This window comes from Mesorhizobium sp. ES1-6 (genome assembly GCF_020164775.1).
Classification (GTDB): Bacteria; Pseudomonadota; Alphaproteobacteria; order Rhizobiales; family Rhizobiaceae; genus Mesorhizobium.
The window spans coordinates 233,548-252,665 of sequence record NZ_JAIUGU010000006.1; the positions used below are offsets into that span (position 1 = coordinate 233,548).

The window sequence follows — 19,118 nt, forward strand, 5'->3', positions numbered from 1 at the left end:
CATTCGAAATTGTATACAAAATCGCATGCTAAATCAAAAACAAATGGGAACACCGGTCGGAGAACCGAAATGAACAGGATCAGAAAAGTTAGCGTTGTGGCGATCGCGGGCCTCATTGCCTCCACGGCAGTGCCCGCCATCGCCGCCGACACGATCACCGTCGCCTCATGGGGCGGCACCTATCAGGAGGCGCAGACCAAGGCGTTCTTCACCCCGGCTGCTGACGCACTGGGCATCACCATCAAGCAGGACACCACCAACGGCCTCGACGACGTGCGGCTGCAGGTGACCGGCAATGCGGTGAAGTGGGACATCACCGAACTTGGCGCCGACGAATGCGCGCGCGGCTCGAAGGAAGGGCTGTTCGAAAAGCTGGATTACGGCATCATCGACAAGAGCGGCATCAACCCGAAGCTGGTGCATGACGACTGGGTCGGCATTTCCTACACCTCCGTTGTGCTGATCTACCGGACCGACGTCTTCGGCGACAAAGGCCCGAAGACCTGGGCCGACTTCTGGAACGTGGAAAAATTCCCGGGACGGCGCGCGCTGTCGAGCAGCCAGGCGACGGAAACGCTGAGCGTCGCCGCGCTCGCTTCGGGCCTGCCGATCGACAAGGTCTACCCCGTCGACATCGACGGCGCGCTGAAGTCGGTCGACAAGATCCGCGGCCATGTCGATGCCTGGTGGACCTCCGGCGCCCAGGCCATGCAGCTGGTGAAGGACGGCGAGGTCGACATGGCGAGCATCTGGAACGGCCGTGCCGGCACCTTGAAGAAGGAAGGCGCGCCGGTCAGCTTCTCCTTCGACCAGGGCGTGCTTACCGCCGACTGCATGGTCATCCCCAAGGGCGCCAAGAACAAGGAAGCGGCGATGAAGGCACTGGCGATGTTCGTCAGCCCGCAGTTGCAGGCCAATCTGCCGCTCTATGTCGACAATGGGCCGGTCAACGAAAAGGCCTTCGAGACCGGCAAGATCCCGCCGGAGCGGATCAAGGACATCAACTCGGCGCCCGAAAACGTCAAGAAGCAGGTGCTGCAGGATGCCGAGTTCTGGCGCGACAACCTCGTCGAGGCGACGGAAAAGTTCAACAATCTGATCCAGCAATAGGCCGGAATCCCTGGGGCGGCGCTAGCGCCGCCCTGTTCCCTCAGTCTTCTGCCCAGGAGAGAAAAAACTTGTCCATTGCACCATCCGCGCTGCCGATCAGCATGCGCCGGATCGAAAAGAGATTTGGCAGCGTGCCGGTGCTGCGCGACCTGAACCTCGATGTCGAGGCCGGCGAGTTCCTGACCTTGCTCGGCCCCTCCGGCTCGGGAAAGACGACGCTGCTGATGATCCTGGCCGGTTTCGTCAGGGCCAATGGCGGGAGCATCAAGGTCGGCGGCGACGAGATCATCACCACGCCGCCGCACAGGCGCAATATCGGCATGGTGTTCCAGAACTATGCGCTGTTTCCGCATATGAACGTCTTCCACAACATCGCCTTCCCGCTGAAACAGCGCGGCGTCGCGGCCGCCGAGACGGCGCAGCGGGTGGAGAAGGCGCTGGAGCTGGTGAAATTGCTGGGGCTGGGCGAGCGCCGCGTCGACCAGCTTTCCGGCGGCCAACGCCAGCGCGTGGCCCTGGCGCGCGCCATCGTCTTCGAGCCGCGCATCGTCTTGATGGGTGAACCCTTGTCGGCGCTCGACAAGGGCCTGCGTGAGCACATGCAGATCGAGCTGCGCGCGCTTCATCGCCGTCTTGGCATGACCACGGTCTATGTCACGCACGACCAGCGCGAAGCCATCACCATGTCTGACCGCATCGCCGTCATGAATGGCGGCCGCATCGAACAGCTCGACCGGCCCGAAACCCTCTACGCGTCGCCGAAGACGCAATTCGTCGCCGGCTTCATCGGCGAATCGAATTTCGTGCCCGTAGAAAGCCGCAACGGTTCGGTCTGGTATGAAGACAGGAAGATCCGCACCACCGCACCTTCGCCCGCGCCCGGCCGATATCTGATGGTGGTGCGGCCGGAAAAGCTGCGGCTGGTGGCGAATGCCGAACTGGCCGACGGCATCAATGTGCTTAGCGCTACGCTCAGCGACATCATCTACCAGGGCGACAGCTTCGTCTGCTACGCCTCGCTGCGCGACGGCCGCCAACTGACGCTGCGCGACTATTGCCGCAGCGACGTGCTGGCAAAGCTGCCGGCGCCCGGCCAGCCGATCACCCTCGGCCTCGATGCGCAGGACACCATTCTGGTGGCGGCCGAGGGATGAGCGCGCAATCCGCCCTCCTGAAAGAGAGCCCCGGGCCGGCGGGCCAGGATTTCAACGCCAAGGCGCTGCGCGCCGATGCGCGACGCGAGCAGCTCAGGCTGCTGGCGCTGTTGGCGCCAAGCCTGTTCCTCGTCGGCGCCATCATCATCGTGCCCATCGGCTGGCTGTTCTGGCTGTCGCTGTTCGACGAGTCCGGGGCCTTGAGCGCCGCCAACTATGCGCGTTTCTTCGAGCAGGCCTCCTACATCAAGACCTTCATCACCACCTTCAAGGTCGCGTTCATTGTCACCGGCGCCTGCGTCCTGCTTGGCTATCCCCTGGCCTACATGCTGTCGCAACTGCCGCGCCGCGCGGCGTCGATCTGCCTGATCTTCGTCATCCTGCCGTTCTGGACCTCGGTCCTGGTGCGCACCTATGCCTGGCTGGTGATCCTGCAACGCAAGGGCCTGATAAACAGCTGGTTGATCGACCTCGGCGTGATCAGCCAGCCGCTGTCGCTCGCCAACAATCTTTCCGGCGTCGTCATCGGCATGACGCACATCCTTTTGCCGTTCCTGGTGTTGCCGCTCTATGCCTCGATGAAGACCATCGACACCGACTGCCTGCGCGCCGGCATGAACCTCGGCGCCAGTCCGGCCGCTACGTTCCGGCAGATCTTCTTTCCGCTGTCGCTGCCCGGCCTCGCCTCGGGCGTGGTCATCGTCTTCGTGCTCTGCCTCGGCTTCTTCGTCACGCCGGCGCTGATGGGCGGCGGCAAGGTGGTGATGTGGGCGATGCGCATGGAGCAGACCACCAGCCTCTATTCCAACTGGGGCGCCGGCGCGGCACTCGGCGTGGTGCTGCTGGTCGTGACGCTGGCCTTGCTCGGCCTGTTCCAATGGCTGCTCGGCGCACGCACCACCGGCGTTTGGAGCTCGCGATGAGTGGAGATATCGGCCTGCCGATCTCGCACCGGCAACGCCTGTGGCTTTACGCACTCGGCGGCCTCGTGCTTTTGTTCCTGATCGCGCCTTCGGTCATCATCGTCATCATGTCATTCTCGGATTCGACGCTGCTGCAGTTCCCGCCACAGCAATGGTCGCTGCGCTGGTACCAGAGCTATTTCCAGTCGCTGGAATGGCGAGATGCAACCATCGTCTCGGTCAAGGTGGCTGTCATGACGGTGCTGGTGGCGACGCCGCTCGGCACCGCCGCCGCCTATGCGATCAACCGGGGCACGCTGCGCTTCAACGGCACCATCAATGCGCTGCTGACGGCATCGTTGATCATCCCGGTGATCCTGATCGGCATCGGCACCTTTTTCCTCTATGCGCGCATCGGGCTCAACAACACGCTGACCGGGCTGGTCATCGCGCATACGGTGCAGGCGCTGCCGCTGGTGGTGCTGACCGTGCTGTCGGGCCTGCGTTCCTACGACATGAACCAGGAACGCGTCGCGCGAAGCCTCGGCGCCGGGCGCATCGCCGCCTTCTGGCAGGTAACGATGCCGCAGATCCGCTTCTCGATCGTCTCCGGCGCGCTGTTTGCCTTCATCACCTCCTTCGACGAGGTGGTGGTTTCGCTATTCATATCGGGAGGCGAGACCACGACGCTGACACGCCGCATGTTCAATGCGCTGCGCGACCAGATCGACCCGACCATCGCCGCCATCTCGACCTGCCTGATCGTGCTGTCGGTCCTGCTTTTGTCCGTCGCGCAGATCTTCGGACGGCGGCGTTGATTTCACCAAACCAATTCGCAGACGTGACCAGGGGATATCCAGACCAAAATGCGTGACTTTCAATTCCCCGGCCGCTCGCCGGTTCGTGCCACCGAGGCCATGGCCGCCACCTCGCACCCGCTTTCGACCCTTGCGGCGATCGAGATGCTGCGCGCCGGCGGCAACGCCATGGACGCCGCCATCTGCGCCGCCGCCGTACAGGGCGTGGTCGAGCCGCAATCGACCGGGATAGGCGGCGATTGCTTTGTCCTCTACTGCCCCAAGGGACAAAACGAGGTGCTGGCTTTCAACGGTTCCGGCCGAGCGCCGGCAGCCGCGACCGTCGACTGGTATCTGGAAAAGGGTTTCGATAGCATCCCGCTCCAAGGGCCGCATCCCGTCACCGTGCCGGGCGCCATCGACGCCTGGTGCCGGCTGCTCGAGGATCATGGCAGCAAGAACCTGGCCGAGGTGCTGGCGCCGGCGATCCACTATGCCGAGAACGGCTATGTCGTGCACGACCGCGTCGCCTTGGACTGGGCCGACCCGGAAATCGATCTTTCCGCCGACGAACATTGCGCGCGCATCTTCCTGCCGGGCGGCAAGGCGCCGAAGGCCGGCGACGTGCATCGGCAGCCGGAACTCGGCGCCACTTTGCGGATAATCGCTAAGCACGGCCGCGCCGGATTCTATGAAGGCGCCGTCGCCGACGACATGGTGCGCCGGCTCAAGGAATTGGGCGGGCTGCATTCGCATGAAGATTTCGCCGCGACAAGGGGCGACTATGTGGCGCCGGTGAGCATCAGCTATGGCGGCCACGAGATCCACCAGATGCCGCCGAACAACCAGGGCCTGACGGCGCTGTTGATGCTGAACGTGCTGTCGGGCTTCAACCTTAGCGGGCTCGACCCCAACGGCGCCGAGCGCCTGCATCTGGAAATCGAGGCCGGGCGGCTAGCCTACCGCGACCGCGACCGCTACGTCGGCGACCAGGACCATGTCCCGGTGCCGGTGGGAGAGCTTCTGTCGGCGGCCTATGCCGAGCGGCTGCGCGCCGAGATCGACCGCGAGCGCGCCATGACGCATCTGCCTGACGTGCAACTGCCGGGCAGCGACACGGTCTACATCTCGGTCGTCGACCGCGACCGCAACGCGGTCTCCTTCATCAACTCGACCTATTATTCCTTCGGCAGCGGCGTCGTCGGCCCGAAGAGCGGCGTGGTGCTGCAGAACCGCGGCTCGAGCTTCCGCCTCGACGCAGGCCACCCCAACGCCATCGCGCCCGGCAAGCGGCCCATGCACACGATCATGCCCGGCATGGCGACGAGGAATGGCCGCGTGGTGATGCCGTTCGGCGTCATGGGCGGCGGCTACCAGCCGTTCGGCCATGTTCATCTGCTCACCAATATGATCGACTTCGGCATGGACCCGCAGCAGGCGCTGGACGCGCCACGGGTGTTCTTCAATGACGGCATGGTGGAGGCGGAGCGCAACGTGCCCACCGAGGCGATCGAAGGTCTGCGCCGGCGCGGCCACGCCATCACCGAGCCGCACCATCCGCTGGGCGGCGGCCAGGCGGTGCTGATCGACTGGGAGAAGGGAACGCTGACCGGCGCGTCGGACCCGCGCAAGGATGGGATGGCGCTGGGGTATTGAGGATGGCGCGGTGGCGATTGGTTCTGGGACGTTGGCGCTGCCCCTCATCCGCCTGCCGGCACCTTCTCCCCGTAAACGGGGAGAAGAGAGTTAGTCACCGACGTCGCGGCCAGCTTCTTTCGCCCCGTTTACGGGGAGGAATGCCCGGCAGGGCAATGAGGGGCAGCGCGGACGTAGAAAATTTGCCCCGCTGGACTTTCACAAGCTTTGAAACATAGTCGGTGACCATGACCCAAAACCGCACAGACCTCTCCCGCCGCCTCGTCGCCGGCGCCGATGATGCCCCCGCAATCCTGGCGCCTGACCGGCCCACACTGACCCATGGCGGCTTGCGCGCGCTGATCGCGACGACCGCCACTCAGCTCCACGCGCTCGGCATCGGCCGAGGCGACAGGGTGGCGATCGTGCTGCCGAACGGGCCGGAGATGGCGACGGCCTTCATCACGGTGGCGGCCACAGCCTCGACGGCGCCGCTCAACCCCGCCTACCGGGCCGACGAACTCGATTTCTATCTGACCGATATCGGCGCCAAGGCGATCCTCGTCACGGAGACCGAGACCGGCCCGGCGGTGACGGTGGCCGAGCGTCTCGGCATCGGTGTGCTGCGGCTCACCGTGCCGCCTGATGCGCCAGCCGGCAGCTTCGCCATCGAGGGGGCGGCGATCAGCCCACAGGCGGCGCCCGCCATGGCCGGGGACGACGATATCGCGCTGTTGCTGCACACGTCGGGCACGACGTCGCGGCCCAAGCTGGTGCCGCTCAGCCATGCCAATGTCGCGGCCTCCGCCCGCCATATCGGCGCAACGCTCGGCCTGACGGCCAGTGATCGCTGTCTCAACATCATGCCGCTGTTCCACATCCATGGGTTGATCGCGGCGGTGCTGTCGTCGCTCGCCGCCGGCGGCAGCATTTACTGCACGCCGGGCTTCAACGCGCTGCGCTTCTTCCAGTGGCTGAGCGACGCGAAACCAAGCTGGTACACGGCGGTGCCGACCATGCACCAGGCGATCCTGCCGCGCGCGGCGCGCAATGAAGAGGTGCGGGCGACGGCTAGGCTGCGCTTCATCCGCTCGTCCTCGGCGTCGCTGCCGGCGCAGGTGATGGCCGAACTCGAAACGACCTTCGGCTGCCCGGTCATCGAATCCTACGGGATGACCGAGGCCGCGCACCAGATGGCCTCGAACCGGCTGCCGCCGGGCCTTCGCAAGCCGGGCAGTGTCGGCGCATCGGCCGGGCCGGAGGTGGCTGTGATGGCACCGGACGGCCGGCTGCTCGAACCGGGCGAGACGGGCGAGATCGTCATTCGCGGACCCAATGTGACGGCAGGCTACGAGAAGAACCCGGACGCCAACGCCACGGCCTTCGCGCATGGCTGGTTCCACACCGGCGACCAGGGCGTGCTCGACGAGGACGGATATCTCAGGGTCACCGGGCGATTGAAGGAGATCATCAACCGGGGCGGCGAAAAGATCTCGCCGCTCGAGGTCGACGACGTGCTGATGGACCATCCGGCTGTGGCGCAGGTCGTCACCTTCGCCATGCCGCACGAAAAACTTGGCGAGGAGGTGGCGGCGGCGGTGGTGCTGCGCGAAGGCATGAGCGCCAGCGAGAGCGATATCCGCGCCCATGCCGCGACGCGGCTCGCCGATTTCAAAGTGCCGCGCAAGGTGCTGATCCTGGACGAGATCCCGAAGGGCGCGACCGGCAAGCTGCAGCGCATCGGGCTCGCCGCCAAGCTCGGGCTCTAATGCATGTCGCTTGGAAGTGTCCCAGATAGCGGCATGCATGGAATCAAAGGCTCACTAGGATGAAGATCACCATCTTCGGCGCCGGCGCCATCGGCGGTTATCTCGCCGCCAAACTGGCGATCGCCGGCCGCACCGATCTGTCGATCGTCGCCCGCGGCGCCCATCTCGAGGCGATCAAAGAACATGGCCTGCGCCTGATCGAGGACGGGCAGGAAACGACCGCCCCGGTCCGCGCTGCCGACAAGGCGGAAGAGCTTGGCGCGCAGGACTATGTCGTGCTGGCGCTGAAGGCGCATTCCGTCGCGCCGGCGCTCGACCAGATCGCACCGCTGCTTGGGGACCACACATCCGTTGTCACCATGCAGAACGGCGTTCCCTGGTGGTATTTCTACAAGGCCGGCGACGCGCTCGAAGGCACCAGGCTGCATCAGGTCGACCCCGGCGGCACGATCTGGGACCGGCTCGGCCCGCGGCGCGTCATCGGCTCGGTCGTCTATCCCGCCGTCGAAGTCGATGCGCCAGGCCTCATCCGCCATGTCGAAGGCAGGCGCTTCTCGCTCGGCGAGCCCTCCGGCGAGAAGAGCGAGCGGGTGACGCTGCTCGCCGGCGAGATGGTCAAGGCCGGCCTGCAGGCGCCGGTGCGCGACGACATCAGAAGCGAAATCTGGGTAAAACTGTGGGGCAACCTCTCCTTCAACCCGATCTCGGCGCTGACCGGCTCGACGCTTGCCGCAATCGTCGCCGACGAGGGCACCCGCGCGCTCGCCCGCGCCATGATGCTGGAAGCGCAGGCGATCGGCGAAAGCCTCGGCGTCCGCTTCCCCATCGACGTCGACCGCCGCATCAAGGGCGCCGGCGATGTCGGCGAGCACAAGACCTCGATGCTGCAAGACCTGGAACGCGGCCGCCCAATGGAAATCGACGCGCTGGTGGGGGCGGTGCAGGAGCTTGGGCGGCTTACGGGGAAGCCGACGCCAGCTATCGATGGAGTGCTGGCGCTGGTGAAGAGGCTGGCGGTGGAGCGGGGGTGTTATGGGGGATAGAGGCGCGGACACGCCACGAACAGCTGCCGCAACGCCACGCAACCGAGGCGATGCTGGATTGCCGGGAGATCGAGATCGACAAGTTCGATGTCAGGCTGAACGCGGCCTACAACACGCTGATGCAGCGCGAACATGGCGCCGAACGCACACTGCAGCGCGAACAGCGCGCCTGGCTGAAGCACCATCTGCGGGAGGCGCACCGTCTTGCCGCCGATCCAAACAACGGATCGGCCGCCTTCCTCGACTCTCAGGGGTCTGAACTCGATGATTTGAGCGCACGCACGGCCGAACTCGAAAAGCGCGTCCAGAAAAACGGATAGTCGTCCAACCGAGTGCCGAAACGATCAGCCCTTGCCTACGCGATTGAAAAGCCGCGCGTAAACCTCCCCCACAATCCCGCGCCGGAACACCAGCACGCAGACCATGAAGATCAGCCCGGTGGCGATCGTCACCGGGAAACCTGACGTGGCCAGCGTGTTTTCCAGGCCGACGACGAGGCTGGCGCCGATGATCGGGCCGACCATGGTGCCGATGCCGCCGAGAAGCGTCATCAGGATGACCTCGCCCGACATCTGCCAGGTGACGTCGGTGAGGGTGGCGAACTGGAAGACGATCGCCTTGAGCGAGCCGGCGAGCCCGGCCAGCGCAGCGGACATGACGAAGGCGCCGAGTTTGTAGCTGGCTACGGAATAGCCCAGCGAAATGGCGCGGTTCTCGTTTTCGCGGATCGAGCGCAGGATCATGCCGAAGGGCGAATTGACGATCCGCCAGATGGCGAAGACGCCTATCAGGACCACGGCAAGCACGAAATAATACATGTTCATCGAGACGTTCAGGTCGAGGACGCCGAAGAGCATGCCGCGCGGCACGCCCTGGATGCCGTCCTCGCCTTGCGTGAACGGCGCCTGGACGCAAAAGAAGAAGAACATCTGCGACAGCGCCAGCGTGATCATGGCGAAATAGATGCCTTGCCGGCGAATGGCGAAGAAGCCCATGACGAGGCCGAGCAGTGCCGCGCCCGCCATGCCGAGCAGGATGCCGGCTTCGGGCGGCCAGCCCCAGACCTTGACGGCGTGCGCGGTGAAATAGGCGGCGCCGCCGAAGAAGGTGGCGTGGCCGAAGGACAGCAGCCCGGTGTAGCCGAGCAGGAGATTGAAGGCGCAGGCAAACAGCGCGAAGCACAGCATCTTCATCAGGAAGATCGGGTAGACGAAGAAGGGGGCCGCCAGCAGCGCCAGTATGCCGAGCGCGACAATCGTCCATTCAAGTCTCGCCGAGGGTTTGGCCGATGTCTCGCGAAGCGCCAGCTCTGACATGTCGGATGTCCCTTCCGCCATGTCAGGCATCCCTTCCGAACAGGCCGGCGGGCCGGACCAGGAGCACGATCACCATGATGACGAAGACGACGAGGTTGGAGGCCTCGGGGTAGAAGACCTTGGTCAGGCCTTCGGCCAGCCCGAGCATGTAGCCGGTGACGATGGCGCCGAGGATCGAACCCATGCCGCCGACCACGACCACCGCGAAGACGACGATGATGAGGTCCGACCCCATCAGCGGGCTGACCTGGTAGACGGGTGCCGCCAGTATGCCGGCCAGCCCGGCAAGGGCGGAGCCGAGGCCATAAGTGAGGGTCAAAAGCAACGGCACGTTGACGCCGAAGGCCTGGACGAGGCGGGGATTCTCGGTTGCGGCGCGCAGGTAGGAACCGAGCCTGGTCTTCTCGATCAGCGCCCAGGTTCCGAAGCAGACGATCGCCGAGGCGACGACGACCCAGCCGCGATAATTGGGCAGGAACATGAAGCCAAGATTGGTGCCGCCGGCAAGCAGCGGCGGCACGGCGTAGGGGTTTCCCGACACGCCGTAATAGTAGCGGAAGATGCCTTCGAGCACGAGCGCGAGGCCGAAGGTGAAGAGCAGGCCGTAGAGCGGATCAGTGTCGTAGAGCCTGGACAGCGCCAGGCGTTCGACGACGACGCCGAACAGGCCGACGATCAGCGGCGCCAGGATCAGCGCCGGCCAATAGCCGATGCCGAGATAAGTGAGCAGGAGATAGCCTGTGAAGGCGCCCAGCATATATTGAGCGCCATGGGCGAAATTGATGACGCGCAGCAGGCCGAAGATCACGGCCAGGCCAAGGCTCAGCATGGCGTAGAAGGAGCCGTTGATCAGCCCGACCAGCAACTGGCCGAGCAATGCCTGGACGGGGATGCCGAAGATCATCGTCATGGCGCCATCATACACCCAGGATTTCGTGGAGCAGCGTCATGCGATCCGCCAGTTCGCCGGTGGGGAACCCGGCCACGACCTTGCCGTGTTCCATCAGGTAGAAACGGTCGGCGACACGGCTGGCGAAGCGGAAATTCTGCTCGACCAGCAGGATGGTCATGCCGCGCTTCTTCAACGTCACCAAGAGCTCGCGGATGCGCTGCACGATGACAGGTGCGAGGCCCTCGGTCGGTTCGTCCAGGAGCAGCATCTTGACGCCGGTGCGCAGCATGCGCGCGATCGCCAGCATCTGCTGTTCGCCGCCCGACAGCCGCGTGCCGGGACTGTTGCGCCGCTCCTTCAGATTGGGAAAGAGATCGAAGATTTCCTCGACGCTCATGCCGCCCTTAGCGACGACAGGCGGCAGCACCAGGTTCTCGTCGACGGTCAGGGTCGAGAAGATGCCACGTTCCTCCGGCACGAAGCCGATGCCTTGATGGGCGGTGCGGTGCAGCGGCAGCCGCATCAGGTCCACGCCGTCGAAAACGACCTGCCCGGTTCGCCGGCGGATCAGGCCCATGATGGCGCGCAGCGTCGTCGTCTTGCCGACGCCGTTGCGGCCGAGCAGCGTCACCGTCTCGCCGGCAAACACATCCAGGTCGACGCCGTGCAGCGCATGGCCTTCGCCGTACCAGGCGTTGAGGCCGCTGACCGCAAGCAGGGGCGAAGCGCTAGTCATCGGCGGTGCCCATATAGGCAACCTTGACGCGCTCGTCGCGGCTGACGGTGGCGTAGTCGCCGGCGGCAAGCACCTCGCCGCGCTGCATCACCGTTATCCAGTCGCAGAGATCGGCCACCACGGTCAGATTATGCTCGACCATGAGGATGGCGCGGTCCTTGGCCACCGAACGGATGAGGGCGGAAACCGTGGCGACGTCCTCATGACCCATGCCGGCCATCGGCTCGTCGAGCAGCAGCACTTTCGGATCCAGCGCCAGCGTCGTGGCGATCTCGAGCACGCGCTTGCGGCCGTAGGAGAGATCGCTTGCCAGCCTGTTCCTGGCATCGTCGAGACCGAAGGAGCGCAGCAGTTCCATGGCGCGCGGCGTCAACCGGTCGAGTGCGGCCAACGAGCGCCAGAACTGGACGCCAACCCCGGCCGGGCGCTGCAACGCGACGCGCACATTGTCGAGCACGCTGAGATGCGGAAAGATCGCCGATATCTGGAACGAGCGCACCAGCCCCATGCGCGCCACCCTGGCCGGCGGTGTGCGGGTGATGTCCTGGCCGAGCAGCTCGATCCTGCCGCTGGTCGGCGCCAGGAATTTTGTCAGCAGGTTGAAGACGGTGGTCTTGCCGGCGCCGTTGGGTCCGATCAAGGCATGGATCTTGCGATGGCGGACATCGAGGTCGACATTTTTGACGGCGACGAAGCCGGCAAAGTCACGCCGCAGGCCGCGGGCGGAAAGCACCACCCGCGGTTCCTTGCCGGTCAGGTCGGGCGGCGCCATGGCCGCGCCGGTCACTGGGCCGCCGTCGCGCAGCCGCTGTCCTTTTCGCTCAGGAAAGCCTCCTTGCCGGGAATGGTGGCGAGATACTTGTAGTAGTCCCAATCCTTGGTGCTCTCGCTCGGTGCCTTGACCTGGTATAGATACATGTCGTGCACCATGTTGCCTTCGGCCTGCACCTTGCCGCCAGTGATGACGGCGTCGTCGACGGGCAGCGAATGGAGCTGCTTGGCGACCGCTTCGGTCTCGTCGGTGCCGGCCTTGTCGATCGCCTTCAAATATTGCGTCACAGCCGAATAGGTCGCGGCCTGGATCATGTTGGGCATGCGGTTGGTGCGCTTGAAGAAGCGCTGCCCGAATTCGCGGCTCTTGTCGTCGCGGTCCCAGTAATAGCCCTCGGTCAGCACGACGCCTTGCGCGGCCTGCAGGCCGAGCCCATGCACCTCGGCCAGCGTGAACAGAAGCGCTGCCAGGCGCTGGCCGCCCTGGACGATGCCGAATTCGGCCGCCTGCTTGATCGAATTGGAGGTGTCGAGACCGGCATTGGCCAGGCCGATGACCTTTGCGCCCGACGACTGTGCCTGCAGCAGGAAGGACGAATAGTCGGTCGAGCCGAGGGGGTACCGCACTTCGCCCAGTATCTTGCCGCCATGGCTCTCGACAAATTTGGATGTCTGCTCCTTCAGCGAATAGCCGAAGGCATAATCGACGGTGACGAAGAACCAGCTGTCGCCGCCCTGCTGGACGAGGGAGCCGCCGGTTCCCACCGCCTGCGAGTGGGTGTCATAGGCCCAGTGGAAACCGTAGGGCGAGCATTGCTTGCCAGTGAGGTCGGTGGTCGCCGCCCCGGTGACGATGTCGATCTTTTTCTTTTCCTTGGAAATCCCTTGCACGGCGAGCGCGACAGAAGAGGTCGTCAGCTCCATGATGGCGTCGACCTGCTCGGTGTCATACCACTGGCGGGCGATGTTGGAGGCGATATCGGGCTTGTTCTGATGGTCGGCGCTGATGATCTCGACCGGCGCGCCCTGCACCTTGCCGCCGAAATCCTCGACCGCCATCTTGGCTGCTTCGACCGACCATTTGCCGCCGAAATCGGCATAGACGCCGGATTGGTCGTTGAGGATGCCGATCTTGACTTTCCCGTCGGAAATCTCGGCGGCCGAAGCCGGAATAGTGGTGGCCGCGAGGAGCGCGGCGGAAACGACATGGCATAGCTTCATGAGTTTACTTCCTCCCAGTGTGGATGAATCCGTCCGCCCCCTACGATCGTCATCCGCAAGCACAATGGAACATTAGGAAAATGAGGCGGAAGGGCAAGAGGCGGGCGCGGATTTCATGCCGGCGAGCCCGTGCCGATCCGGCCGATAGCATTCCCCCAGCCGGAAGCCGGGGAAGAGACACGAACATGTGAACCGCCCATGCGGGCACGGCTATGAAGCGTTCTCAGGAGGCAATAAGCGCCTTCAGCCCTCGGCGGCGACGAGATGGCCGTCGCCGACATCGCTCAGCGCCAGTTTCAGCGGCGCCTCGCCGATCTTGCGGGTGGCGCTGGGGATTTCCTGGTCGAGGCGGGCGAAACGGCTCCTGCGCCGCGTGGGATCGGGCACCGGCACGGCTTCGATCAGGCGCCTGGTGTAGGGGTGGCGCGGGTTTGAAAAAACCTGGTCGCGCGTGCCCATCTCGACGATCTGGCCGAGATACATGACGGCGACGCGGTCGGAGATGTTCTCGACGACGGCCATGTCGTGCGAAATGAAGAGATAGGCGACGCCGAATTCGCGCTGCAACTCCTTCAACAAGTCGAGCACGCGCGCCTGCACGGAAACGTCGAGCGCCGAGACGCTTTCGTCGGCGATGATCAGTTTTGGCCGCAGCGCCAGGGCGCGGGCGATGCAGACGCGCTGGCGCTGGCCACCGGAAAACTCGTGCGGATAATGCTCCATCTGATCCGATGACAGGCCGACACGGTCGAACAAGGCCGCCACACGCTCGCGGCGCTCCTGCTTCGAGGCGATGCCGTGGATCAGCAGCGGCTCGGCGACGAGATCGCCGACGCGCATGCGCGGGTCGAGCGAGGCGAAGGGGTCCTGGAAGATCATCTGCACGTCGCGGCGAACCGCCTTGCGCTCGTCGCGGCCGAGACCGGACAAATTGCGACCGCCGACGACGATGTCGCCGCTGTACGGCACCAGCCCGGCCAGCGCCTTGGCGGTGGTCGACTTGCCGCAGCCGGATTCGCCGACCAGCGCCAGCGTTTCGTTGGGCGCGATCGAAAAGCTGACGCCCTCGACGGCGTGAACGCGGCGGGTGACCTGGCCAAAGATGCCGCCATGCAGGTCGAAGCGGACGTGGAGGTCTTTTATATCGGCGACATTGGCCGGCATTGCGGCTTCGGCAATCTCTTTCGATGCCTGCCGGCCGACGCCACTGCCGATGCGCGGCACGGCGGCGAGCAGCTCGCGCGTATAATCGGCTCGCGGCCTGGCGAAAATATCCGATGTCTTGCCTTCCTCGACCATGCGGCCGTGGCGCATGATGATGACGCGGTCGGCCATCTCGGCGACCACGCCCATGTCGTGGGTGATGAGAATGACGCTGGTGCCGTGCTTCTTCTGCAGGTCGCGCAGCAATTCCAGCACCTCGCCCTGCACGGTGACGTCGAGCGCCGTCGTCGGCTCGTCGGCGATCAGCACGTCGGGTTCCAGCGCCAACGCCATGGCGATCATCACGCGCTGGCGCATGCCGCCGGACAGCTCGTGCGGAAATTGCCTTAGCCGGCTTTCGGCCTCCGAAATACGCACCGCCTTCAGCGCCTCGATGGCGCGCCGGCGGGCTTGCGTAGGCGACAGGCTGGTATGCGCCTCGATGGATTCGGTGAGCTGGCGGCCGATCGACAGAACCGGATTGAGCGAGGTCATAGGTTCCTGGAAGATCATGGCGATGCGATCGCCGCGAATATGGCGCATCCGGCGTTCGTCGAGTGTGGTGAGGTCGGTGTCGGCCAGATGGATCGAGCCGGCGGAGATGCGCGCCGCGGGCTGCGGCAGCAATTGCATGATCGCCAGCGCCGTCATCGATTTCCCGGAGCCGGACTCGCCGGCGATGCAGAGCGTTTCGCCACGGGCAAGCGCCAGAGAGAGGTTGGAGACGACCTCGCGGGAGCCCTCCTCGCCGCGCACGGAGACGGAGAGATTGGTTATGGTGAGGATGGGGTTGGTGGTCATTGCAGGCGCAGGCTTCCGAGAGGTTTGGCGGGGCACGCCCCCCTCTGTCCTGCCGGACATCTCCCCCTCGAGGGGGGAGATTGGTTGTGACGAGGGCTTTCGCCAATTTTCAACGGCGAGGAATGGGCGCGGCGATAAAGCTGCCGATCTCCCCCCTTGAGGGGGAGATGCCCGGCAGGGCAGAGGGGGGTGCGGCGCCGACCTTTCATTCAAACACGCAGCGCGGAAAGTAGAACGACACCACCCAGTTGGGCATGTCGACGATCTCGCTGATCCTGAGATCGCCGCAGACCGAGGCCAGCATGTAGCCCTCGACCGGATCTATTCCGTAGCGCCCGGCGAGCAGGTCGACCATCTGGGCAACCGCTTCCTTGGCGCCAGCCATCAGGTCCGGCCCGATGCCGGTCGTCACCTCATAGCCCTTGGCGTCGAGATGGCGCGTCACCGGGCCCGATGTGGTGAAGCGCGGCGTCTTCAGCCTGGCGTCCTTGACCAGATCGAGCTTGAGCACGACGTCCATCGGGCTTTCGATCGCCGTGCCGCAGACCTCGCCATCGCCTTGCGCGGCATGCGTGTCGCCGACCGAGAACAGGGCGCCCGCCACCTCCACCGGCAGATAGAGCGTGGTGCCTGCGGCAAGGTCGCGAATGTCGAGATTGCCGCCGACGCGACGTGGCGGCACCACCGAGTGATGACCCATCTCGGCTGGTGCGTTGCCGATGGTGCCGGCGAACGGTTTCAGCGGCACGCGCGCGTTTTTCCCGAACAATGCCGGCTCGAGCGAGGCGGCGTCGTATTTCCAGATGTTCAGCGCCGGCTCCTTGAAGTCGTCGGCGAGCAGACCGAAGCCGGGAATATTCGCCGTCCAGCCGAAGCCGGACGGTTTGAACATCTCGATCGTCACCTTCAGCGCATCGCCCGGCTCGGCGCCCTCGACGAAGATCGGACCGGTGACCGGGTTGATCTGACCAAAGTCGAGCTTGGCGATGTCGGCGACCGTGCTGTCGGGCTGCAACTGGCCGCCCGAGGAATCCAGACACTGGAACTCGATGGTGGAGCCGGGCGCCACACGCTGCGCCGGGACAAACGAATTGTCCCAGCCGAAATGGTGATGGCGCCCGTGGATGGTGTAATCGCAGTTATTGCACATCTTTTACGTACACATTGTCATAGTTGATCGGGATATGGACCGGGTCGACATAGAGGTTGTCGGCACCGCCCATGCGCGCGGACTTCATGGTGAAGCGCTGTTCGTTGAACACCGGCGCCCAGGGCGCATCCTCCATCACCTTGTCGTAGATGGCGCTCCACATCTTGTCGCGCTCGCCCGCCTTGGCCGGGTCCACCACCGAGTCTGCCTCGGCCGCCTTGGCGTCGAGATCCTTGTTGCAATACCACGACCAGTTCCAGCCGCCCGGAACAGCCCCGGCGCAGCCCAGGATCGGTCCGTAGAAGTTCGATGGATCGGGGAAGTCGGCGATCCAGGCCATCCCGCCCGACCAGATCATCGGCGCGCCGGCCTTGTCGCCGCCGGCGGCGATGACGTTGGCTTGCGCCAGGGACTGGATGCTGGCCTTGATGCCGATTGCCGCCAGGTCCTGCTGGATCGCCTGGGCGATGCGCGGGTTGGGATCGGTGTTCATGGCGAACAATTGCGTCTCGAAGCCATCGGGATGACCGGCCTCGGCAAGCAGCGCCTTGGCCTTGGCGACATCATAGGGATAGCCCTTGTATTCCTTGTCGTAGCCCGGCATCGACGGCGGCAGCGGCTGGTTGGCCGGCACGGCACGGCCGTTGATGATCTGGATGATGCGCGCCTTGTTGAGCGCCATGTTGACGGCCTGGCGCACCTTCACATTGTCGAACGGCGCCATTGTGGTGTTCATGGTGACGTAACCGGTGTGCAGCTGACCGCCTTCGACGACGCGCGCCTTCTGCTCGGGATCGGCCATCACCTCCTGGAATTTTGCCGGCGGAATGCCGTCGCCGGGCACGTCGATCTCGCCCTTCTGCAGGCGCAGCAACGCCACGATCGGCTCCTGGCCGATCTCGAAGGTGATCTTGTCGAGATGCGGCAGGCCCTTGTGCCAATAGTCCGGATTGCGTTCGAAGACGATGCGCTGGCCGAGCGTCCACTCGGCGAGTTTGAACGCCCCGGTGCCGACCGGATGCTTGCCGAAATCGGCGCCGTATTTCTCCACCTCTTCCTTCGGCACGACATGCGAGAAATTGATGGCCATGACATGCAGGAAGGTGGCGTCGGGGCGGGTCAGCTCGAACTTGACCGTGTAGGGATCGACGACGGTGACGCCCGACAGCGTCTCGGCCTTACTGGCGGCGACGTCGTCATAGCCCTTGATCGAGCCGAAGAAGCCGGCGCCCGGGCTTTGCGTCTTTGGGTTGGTGACACGGTCGAGCGAGTATTTCACATCGTCGGCGGTCATCTCGCGGCCATTGTGGAATTTCACGCCATGCCTGAGCTTGAAGGTGAAGGTCTTGCCGTCGGGCGAAATCTGGTAGCTTTCGGCGAGGTCGGGTTTGAGATTGGTGGTGCCCGGCTCGTAATCCATCAGCCCGTCGAACAGGCTCTTGATCATCGACCAATTCTGCCAGTCATAGCCGATCGCCGGATCGAGCGTCGCGACATCGTCCTTGTAGGTGATGGTGATGGCGCCGCCCTGCTTGGCGTTCGGGTCGATCGTGTCCTCGGCCCGGGCGCTCGTCATGCCGAGCATCAGCGCCAGCGCCGATGCCGCCACGGTCGATGCGAGAAACTTCTTCATTGTCATGTTCCCTTTCTCTGTTTGTTTTCTTGGTTTCATCCGAGCTTGATGCTCATCTCAGTTTGATGCGGGGGTCGATGAACGGCGCGATGATGTCGGCCAAGAGGTTGCCGAGCACGATAGCGAAAGCCGACACCAGCGTGACACCCATGATGATTGGGATGTCGACACGCTGGATGGCCTGCCAGGCGAGTTGGCCGATGCCGGGCCAGCCGAACACGCTCTCGACGACGACGATGCCGCCCATGAAGATGCCGATGTCGATGCCGATCATGGCGATGACCGGCAGGATGGCGTTGGGCAGGGCGTGGCGGAAGATGATGGCGCCGCGAGCCAGGCCTTTCGCACGCGCGGTGCGCACATAATCCTGGCGCAGCACGTCGATCATCGAAGAGCGCATCATGCGTGCGTACCAGCCGGCGCCGAGGATGCCCATGGTCAGCGATGGCAGCACGAGATGGCGCCAGGTGCCGTAGCCACCGATCGGAAACCAGCTCAATCGCACGGCAAAGACGTAGAGCAGCAAAAGGCCGACGACGAATTGCGGCGCCGAGACGCCGACGAAGGAGGCGACCATCAGCGTCTGGTCGGTGGCGGTGCCGCGCTTGACGGCGGCGATCAGGCCCATCGAGAGGCCGATCAGCAATTCGCACAGGATGGCGCCGGCCATCAGAAGCAGGCTCGCCGGCAGGCGCGAGACGATGAGTTCGGTCACTTCGGAGCGCTGGATGTAGGAGCGGCCGAGATCGCCACTGACGAGCTTCGTGAGATAGTGCCAGTACTGGACGATGAAGGGTTGGTCGAGGCCGAGCTGTTGGCGGATGTTCTCCACCGTCTGCGGCGTGGCGCTGCGGCCGGCGATCTGGCGCACCGGATCGGCGGGCAGGAGATAGAGCAGCGCGAAGGTGATCAGCGAGACGCCGAGCAGGATGAGCAGCGACTGGATCAGCCGGCGGCCGAGATAGGCGATCATGCCCGGCCTCCC

Annotated in this window: 17 protein-coding genes; 8 read left to right on the forward strand and 9 right to left on the reverse strand. The window is 64.6% G+C overall.

From position 1 onward, the window contains the following. The first annotated feature begins 69 nt into the window (after positions 1-69). The 8 genes from LB564_RS17520 (at position 70) to LB564_RS17555 (ending at position 8,730) form a co-directional block, all read left to right on the forward strand. Positions 70-1,110, forward strand: coding sequence for an ABC transporter substrate-binding protein (locus LB564_RS17520; RefSeq protein ID WP_224539581.1), 1,041 nt, complete (start codon positions 70-72; stop codon positions 1,108-1,110). A gap of 68 nt (positions 1,111-1,178) precedes the next feature. Further along, positions 1,179-2,264 carry an ABC transporter ATP-binding protein gene (locus LB564_RS17525; protein ID WP_224539583.1) on the forward strand — a complete coding sequence of 362 codons (1,086 nt, stop codon included), beginning with the start codon at positions 1,179-1,181 and terminating at the stop codon, positions 2,262-2,264. Beyond that, positions 2,261-3,187, forward strand: coding sequence for an ABC transporter permease (locus tag LB564_RS17530; protein WP_224539584.1), 927 nt, complete (start codon positions 2,261-2,263; stop codon positions 3,185-3,187). Before LB564_RS17525 ends, LB564_RS17530 begins: the two co-directional genes overlap by 4 nt. Next, positions 3,184-3,984 (forward strand): ABC transporter permease, encoded by an 801-nt coding sequence (locus tag LB564_RS17535; RefSeq protein WP_140703329.1) that lies wholly within the window; start codon positions 3,184-3,186, stop codon positions 3,982-3,984. The genes LB564_RS17530 and LB564_RS17535 overlap by 4 nt, the downstream gene beginning before the upstream one ends. A 48-nt stretch (positions 3,985-4,032) precedes the next feature. Then, positions 4,033-5,619 (forward strand): gamma-glutamyltransferase, encoded by a 1,587-nt coding sequence (ggt, locus tag LB564_RS17540; protein ID WP_224539587.1) that lies wholly within the window; start codon positions 4,033-4,035, stop codon positions 5,617-5,619. A gap of 227 nt (positions 5,620-5,846) precedes the next feature. Then, a complete protein-coding gene (locus LB564_RS17545) occupies positions 5,847-7,367 on the forward strand; it encodes an acyl--CoA ligase (RefSeq protein ID WP_224539816.1) in 1,521 nt (506 codons plus the stop codon). Between the two features lie 59 nt (positions 7,368-7,426). After that, positions 7,427-8,410 (forward strand): 2-dehydropantoate 2-reductase, encoded by a 984-nt coding sequence (locus LB564_RS17550; protein ID WP_224539589.1) that lies wholly within the window; start codon positions 7,427-7,429, stop codon positions 8,408-8,410. Next, the gene (locus LB564_RS17555) at positions 8,395-8,730 is read left to right on the forward strand and encodes a lysozyme inhibitor LprI family protein (RefSeq protein WP_411910147.1); all 336 of its coding nucleotides are present in this window, start codon (positions 8,395-8,397) and stop codon (positions 8,728-8,730) included. The genes LB564_RS17550 and LB564_RS17555 overlap by 16 nt, the downstream gene beginning before the upstream one ends. 24 nt (positions 8,731-8,754) lie before the next feature. Here the strand turns inward: LB564_RS17555 and LB564_RS17560 are convergent, their stop codons facing one another. The 9 genes from LB564_RS17560 to LB564_RS17600 all read right to left on the reverse strand — a co-directional run bounded on the left by LB564_RS17560 (position 8,755) and on the right by LB564_RS17600 (position 19,106). Further along, positions 8,755-9,726: a branched-chain amino acid ABC transporter permease gene (locus LB564_RS17560; protein ID WP_224539820.1), complete on the reverse strand. Its 972-nt coding sequence runs from the start codon at positions 9,724-9,726 to the stop codon at positions 8,755-8,757. A 22-nt stretch (positions 9,727-9,748) separates the two neighbouring features. Beyond that, on the reverse strand, positions 9,749-10,636 hold the full coding sequence (locus LB564_RS17565; RefSeq protein ID WP_224539591.1) for a branched-chain amino acid ABC transporter permease: 888 nt from the start codon (positions 10,634-10,636) through the stop codon (positions 9,749-9,751). 7 nt (positions 10,637-10,643) lie between these two features. Continuing rightward, on the reverse strand, positions 10,644-11,354 hold the full coding sequence (locus LB564_RS17570) for an ABC transporter ATP-binding protein (RefSeq protein WP_224539593.1): 711 nt from the start codon (positions 11,352-11,354) through the stop codon (positions 10,644-10,646). Continuing rightward, complete coding sequence (locus LB564_RS17575) at positions 11,347-12,126, reverse strand: ABC transporter ATP-binding protein (protein WP_224539822.1); 780 nt, start codon at positions 12,124-12,126, stop codon at positions 11,347-11,349. The genes LB564_RS17570 and LB564_RS17575 overlap by 8 nt, the downstream gene beginning before the upstream one ends. A gap of 11 nt (positions 12,127-12,137) precedes the next feature. After that, positions 12,138-13,346 (reverse strand): ABC transporter substrate-binding protein, encoded by a 1,209-nt coding sequence (locus LB564_RS17580; RefSeq protein ID WP_224539595.1) that lies wholly within the window; start codon positions 13,344-13,346, stop codon positions 12,138-12,140. Between the two features lie 243 nt (positions 13,347-13,589). Next, positions 13,590-15,350 carry an ABC transporter ATP-binding protein gene (locus tag LB564_RS17585; protein ID WP_224539597.1) on the reverse strand — a complete coding sequence of 587 codons (1,761 nt, stop codon included), beginning with the start codon at positions 15,348-15,350 and terminating at the stop codon, positions 13,590-13,592. Between the two features lie 205 nt (positions 15,351-15,555). Continuing rightward, positions 15,556-16,500: an acetamidase/formamidase family protein gene (locus LB564_RS17590; RefSeq protein WP_224539599.1), complete on the reverse strand. Its 945-nt coding sequence runs from the start codon at positions 16,498-16,500 to the stop codon at positions 15,556-15,558. Further along, complete coding sequence (locus LB564_RS17595) at positions 16,490-18,133, reverse strand: ABC transporter substrate-binding protein (RefSeq protein ID WP_224539602.1); 1,644 nt, start codon at positions 18,131-18,133, stop codon at positions 16,490-16,492. The genes LB564_RS17590 and LB564_RS17595 overlap by 11 nt, the downstream gene beginning before the upstream one ends. Before the next feature lie 52 nt (positions 18,134-18,185). Then, the gene (locus LB564_RS17600) at positions 18,186-19,106 is read right to left on the reverse strand and encodes an ABC transporter permease (RefSeq protein WP_224539604.1); all 921 of its coding nucleotides are present in this window, start codon (positions 19,104-19,106) and stop codon (positions 18,186-18,188) included. Positions 19,107-19,118 lie beyond the last annotated feature (12 nt).

Excerpts from the sequence above, each read along its gene's own strand:
- LB564_RS17520 (WP_224539581.1), top strand. The coding sequence starts at position 70 with ATGAACAGGATCAGAAAAGTTAGCGTTGTGGCGATCGCGGGCCTCATT.
- LB564_RS17530 (WP_224539584.1), top strand. The coding sequence starts at position 2,261 with ATGAGCGCGCAATCCGCCCTCCTGAAAGAGAGCCCCGGGCCGGCGGGC.
- LB564_RS17535 (WP_140703329.1), top strand. The coding sequence starts at position 3,184 with ATGAGTGGAGATATCGGCCTGCCGATCTCGCACCGGCAACGCCTGTGG.
- ggt (WP_224539587.1), top strand. The coding sequence starts at position 4,033 with ATGCGTGACTTTCAATTCCCCGGCCGCTCGCCGGTTCGTGCCACCGAG.
- LB564_RS17545 (WP_224539816.1), top strand. The coding sequence starts at position 5,847 with ATGACCCAAAACCGCACAGACCTCTCCCGCCGCCTCGTCGCCGGCGCC.
- LB564_RS17550 (WP_224539589.1), top strand. The coding sequence starts at position 7,427 with ATGAAGATCACCATCTTCGGCGCCGGCGCCATCGGCGGTTATCTCGCC.
- LB564_RS17560 (WP_224539820.1), bottom strand. The coding sequence starts at position 9,726 with ATGTCAGAGCTGGCGCTTCGCGAGACATCGGCCAAACCCTCGGCGAGA.
- LB564_RS17565 (WP_224539591.1), bottom strand. The coding sequence starts at position 10,636 with ATGACGATGATCTTCGGCATCCCCGTCCAGGCATTGCTCGGCCAGTTG.
- LB564_RS17570 (WP_224539593.1), bottom strand. The coding sequence starts at position 11,354 with ATGACTAGCGCTTCGCCCCTGCTTGCGGTCAGCGGCCTCAACGCCTGG.
- LB564_RS17575 (WP_224539822.1), bottom strand. The coding sequence starts at position 12,126 with ATGGCGCCGCCCGACCTGACCGGCAAGGAACCGCGGGTGGTGCTTTCC.
- LB564_RS17580 (WP_224539595.1), bottom strand. The coding sequence starts at position 13,346 with ATGAAGCTATGCCATGTCGTTTCCGCCGCGCTCCTCGCGGCCACCACT.
- LB564_RS17585 (WP_224539597.1), bottom strand. The coding sequence starts at position 15,350 with ATGACCACCAACCCCATCCTCACCATAACCAATCTCTCCGTCTCCGTG.
- LB564_RS17590 (WP_224539599.1), bottom strand. The coding sequence starts at position 16,500 with ATGTGCAATAACTGCGATTACACCATCCACGGGCGCCATCACCATTTC.
- LB564_RS17595 (WP_224539602.1), bottom strand. The coding sequence starts at position 18,133 with ATGAAGAAGTTTCTCGCATCGACCGTGGCGGCATCGGCGCTGGCGCTG.
- LB564_RS17600 (WP_224539604.1), bottom strand. The coding sequence starts at position 19,106 with ATGATCGCCTATCTCGGCCGCCGGCTGATCCAGTCGCTGCTCATCCTG.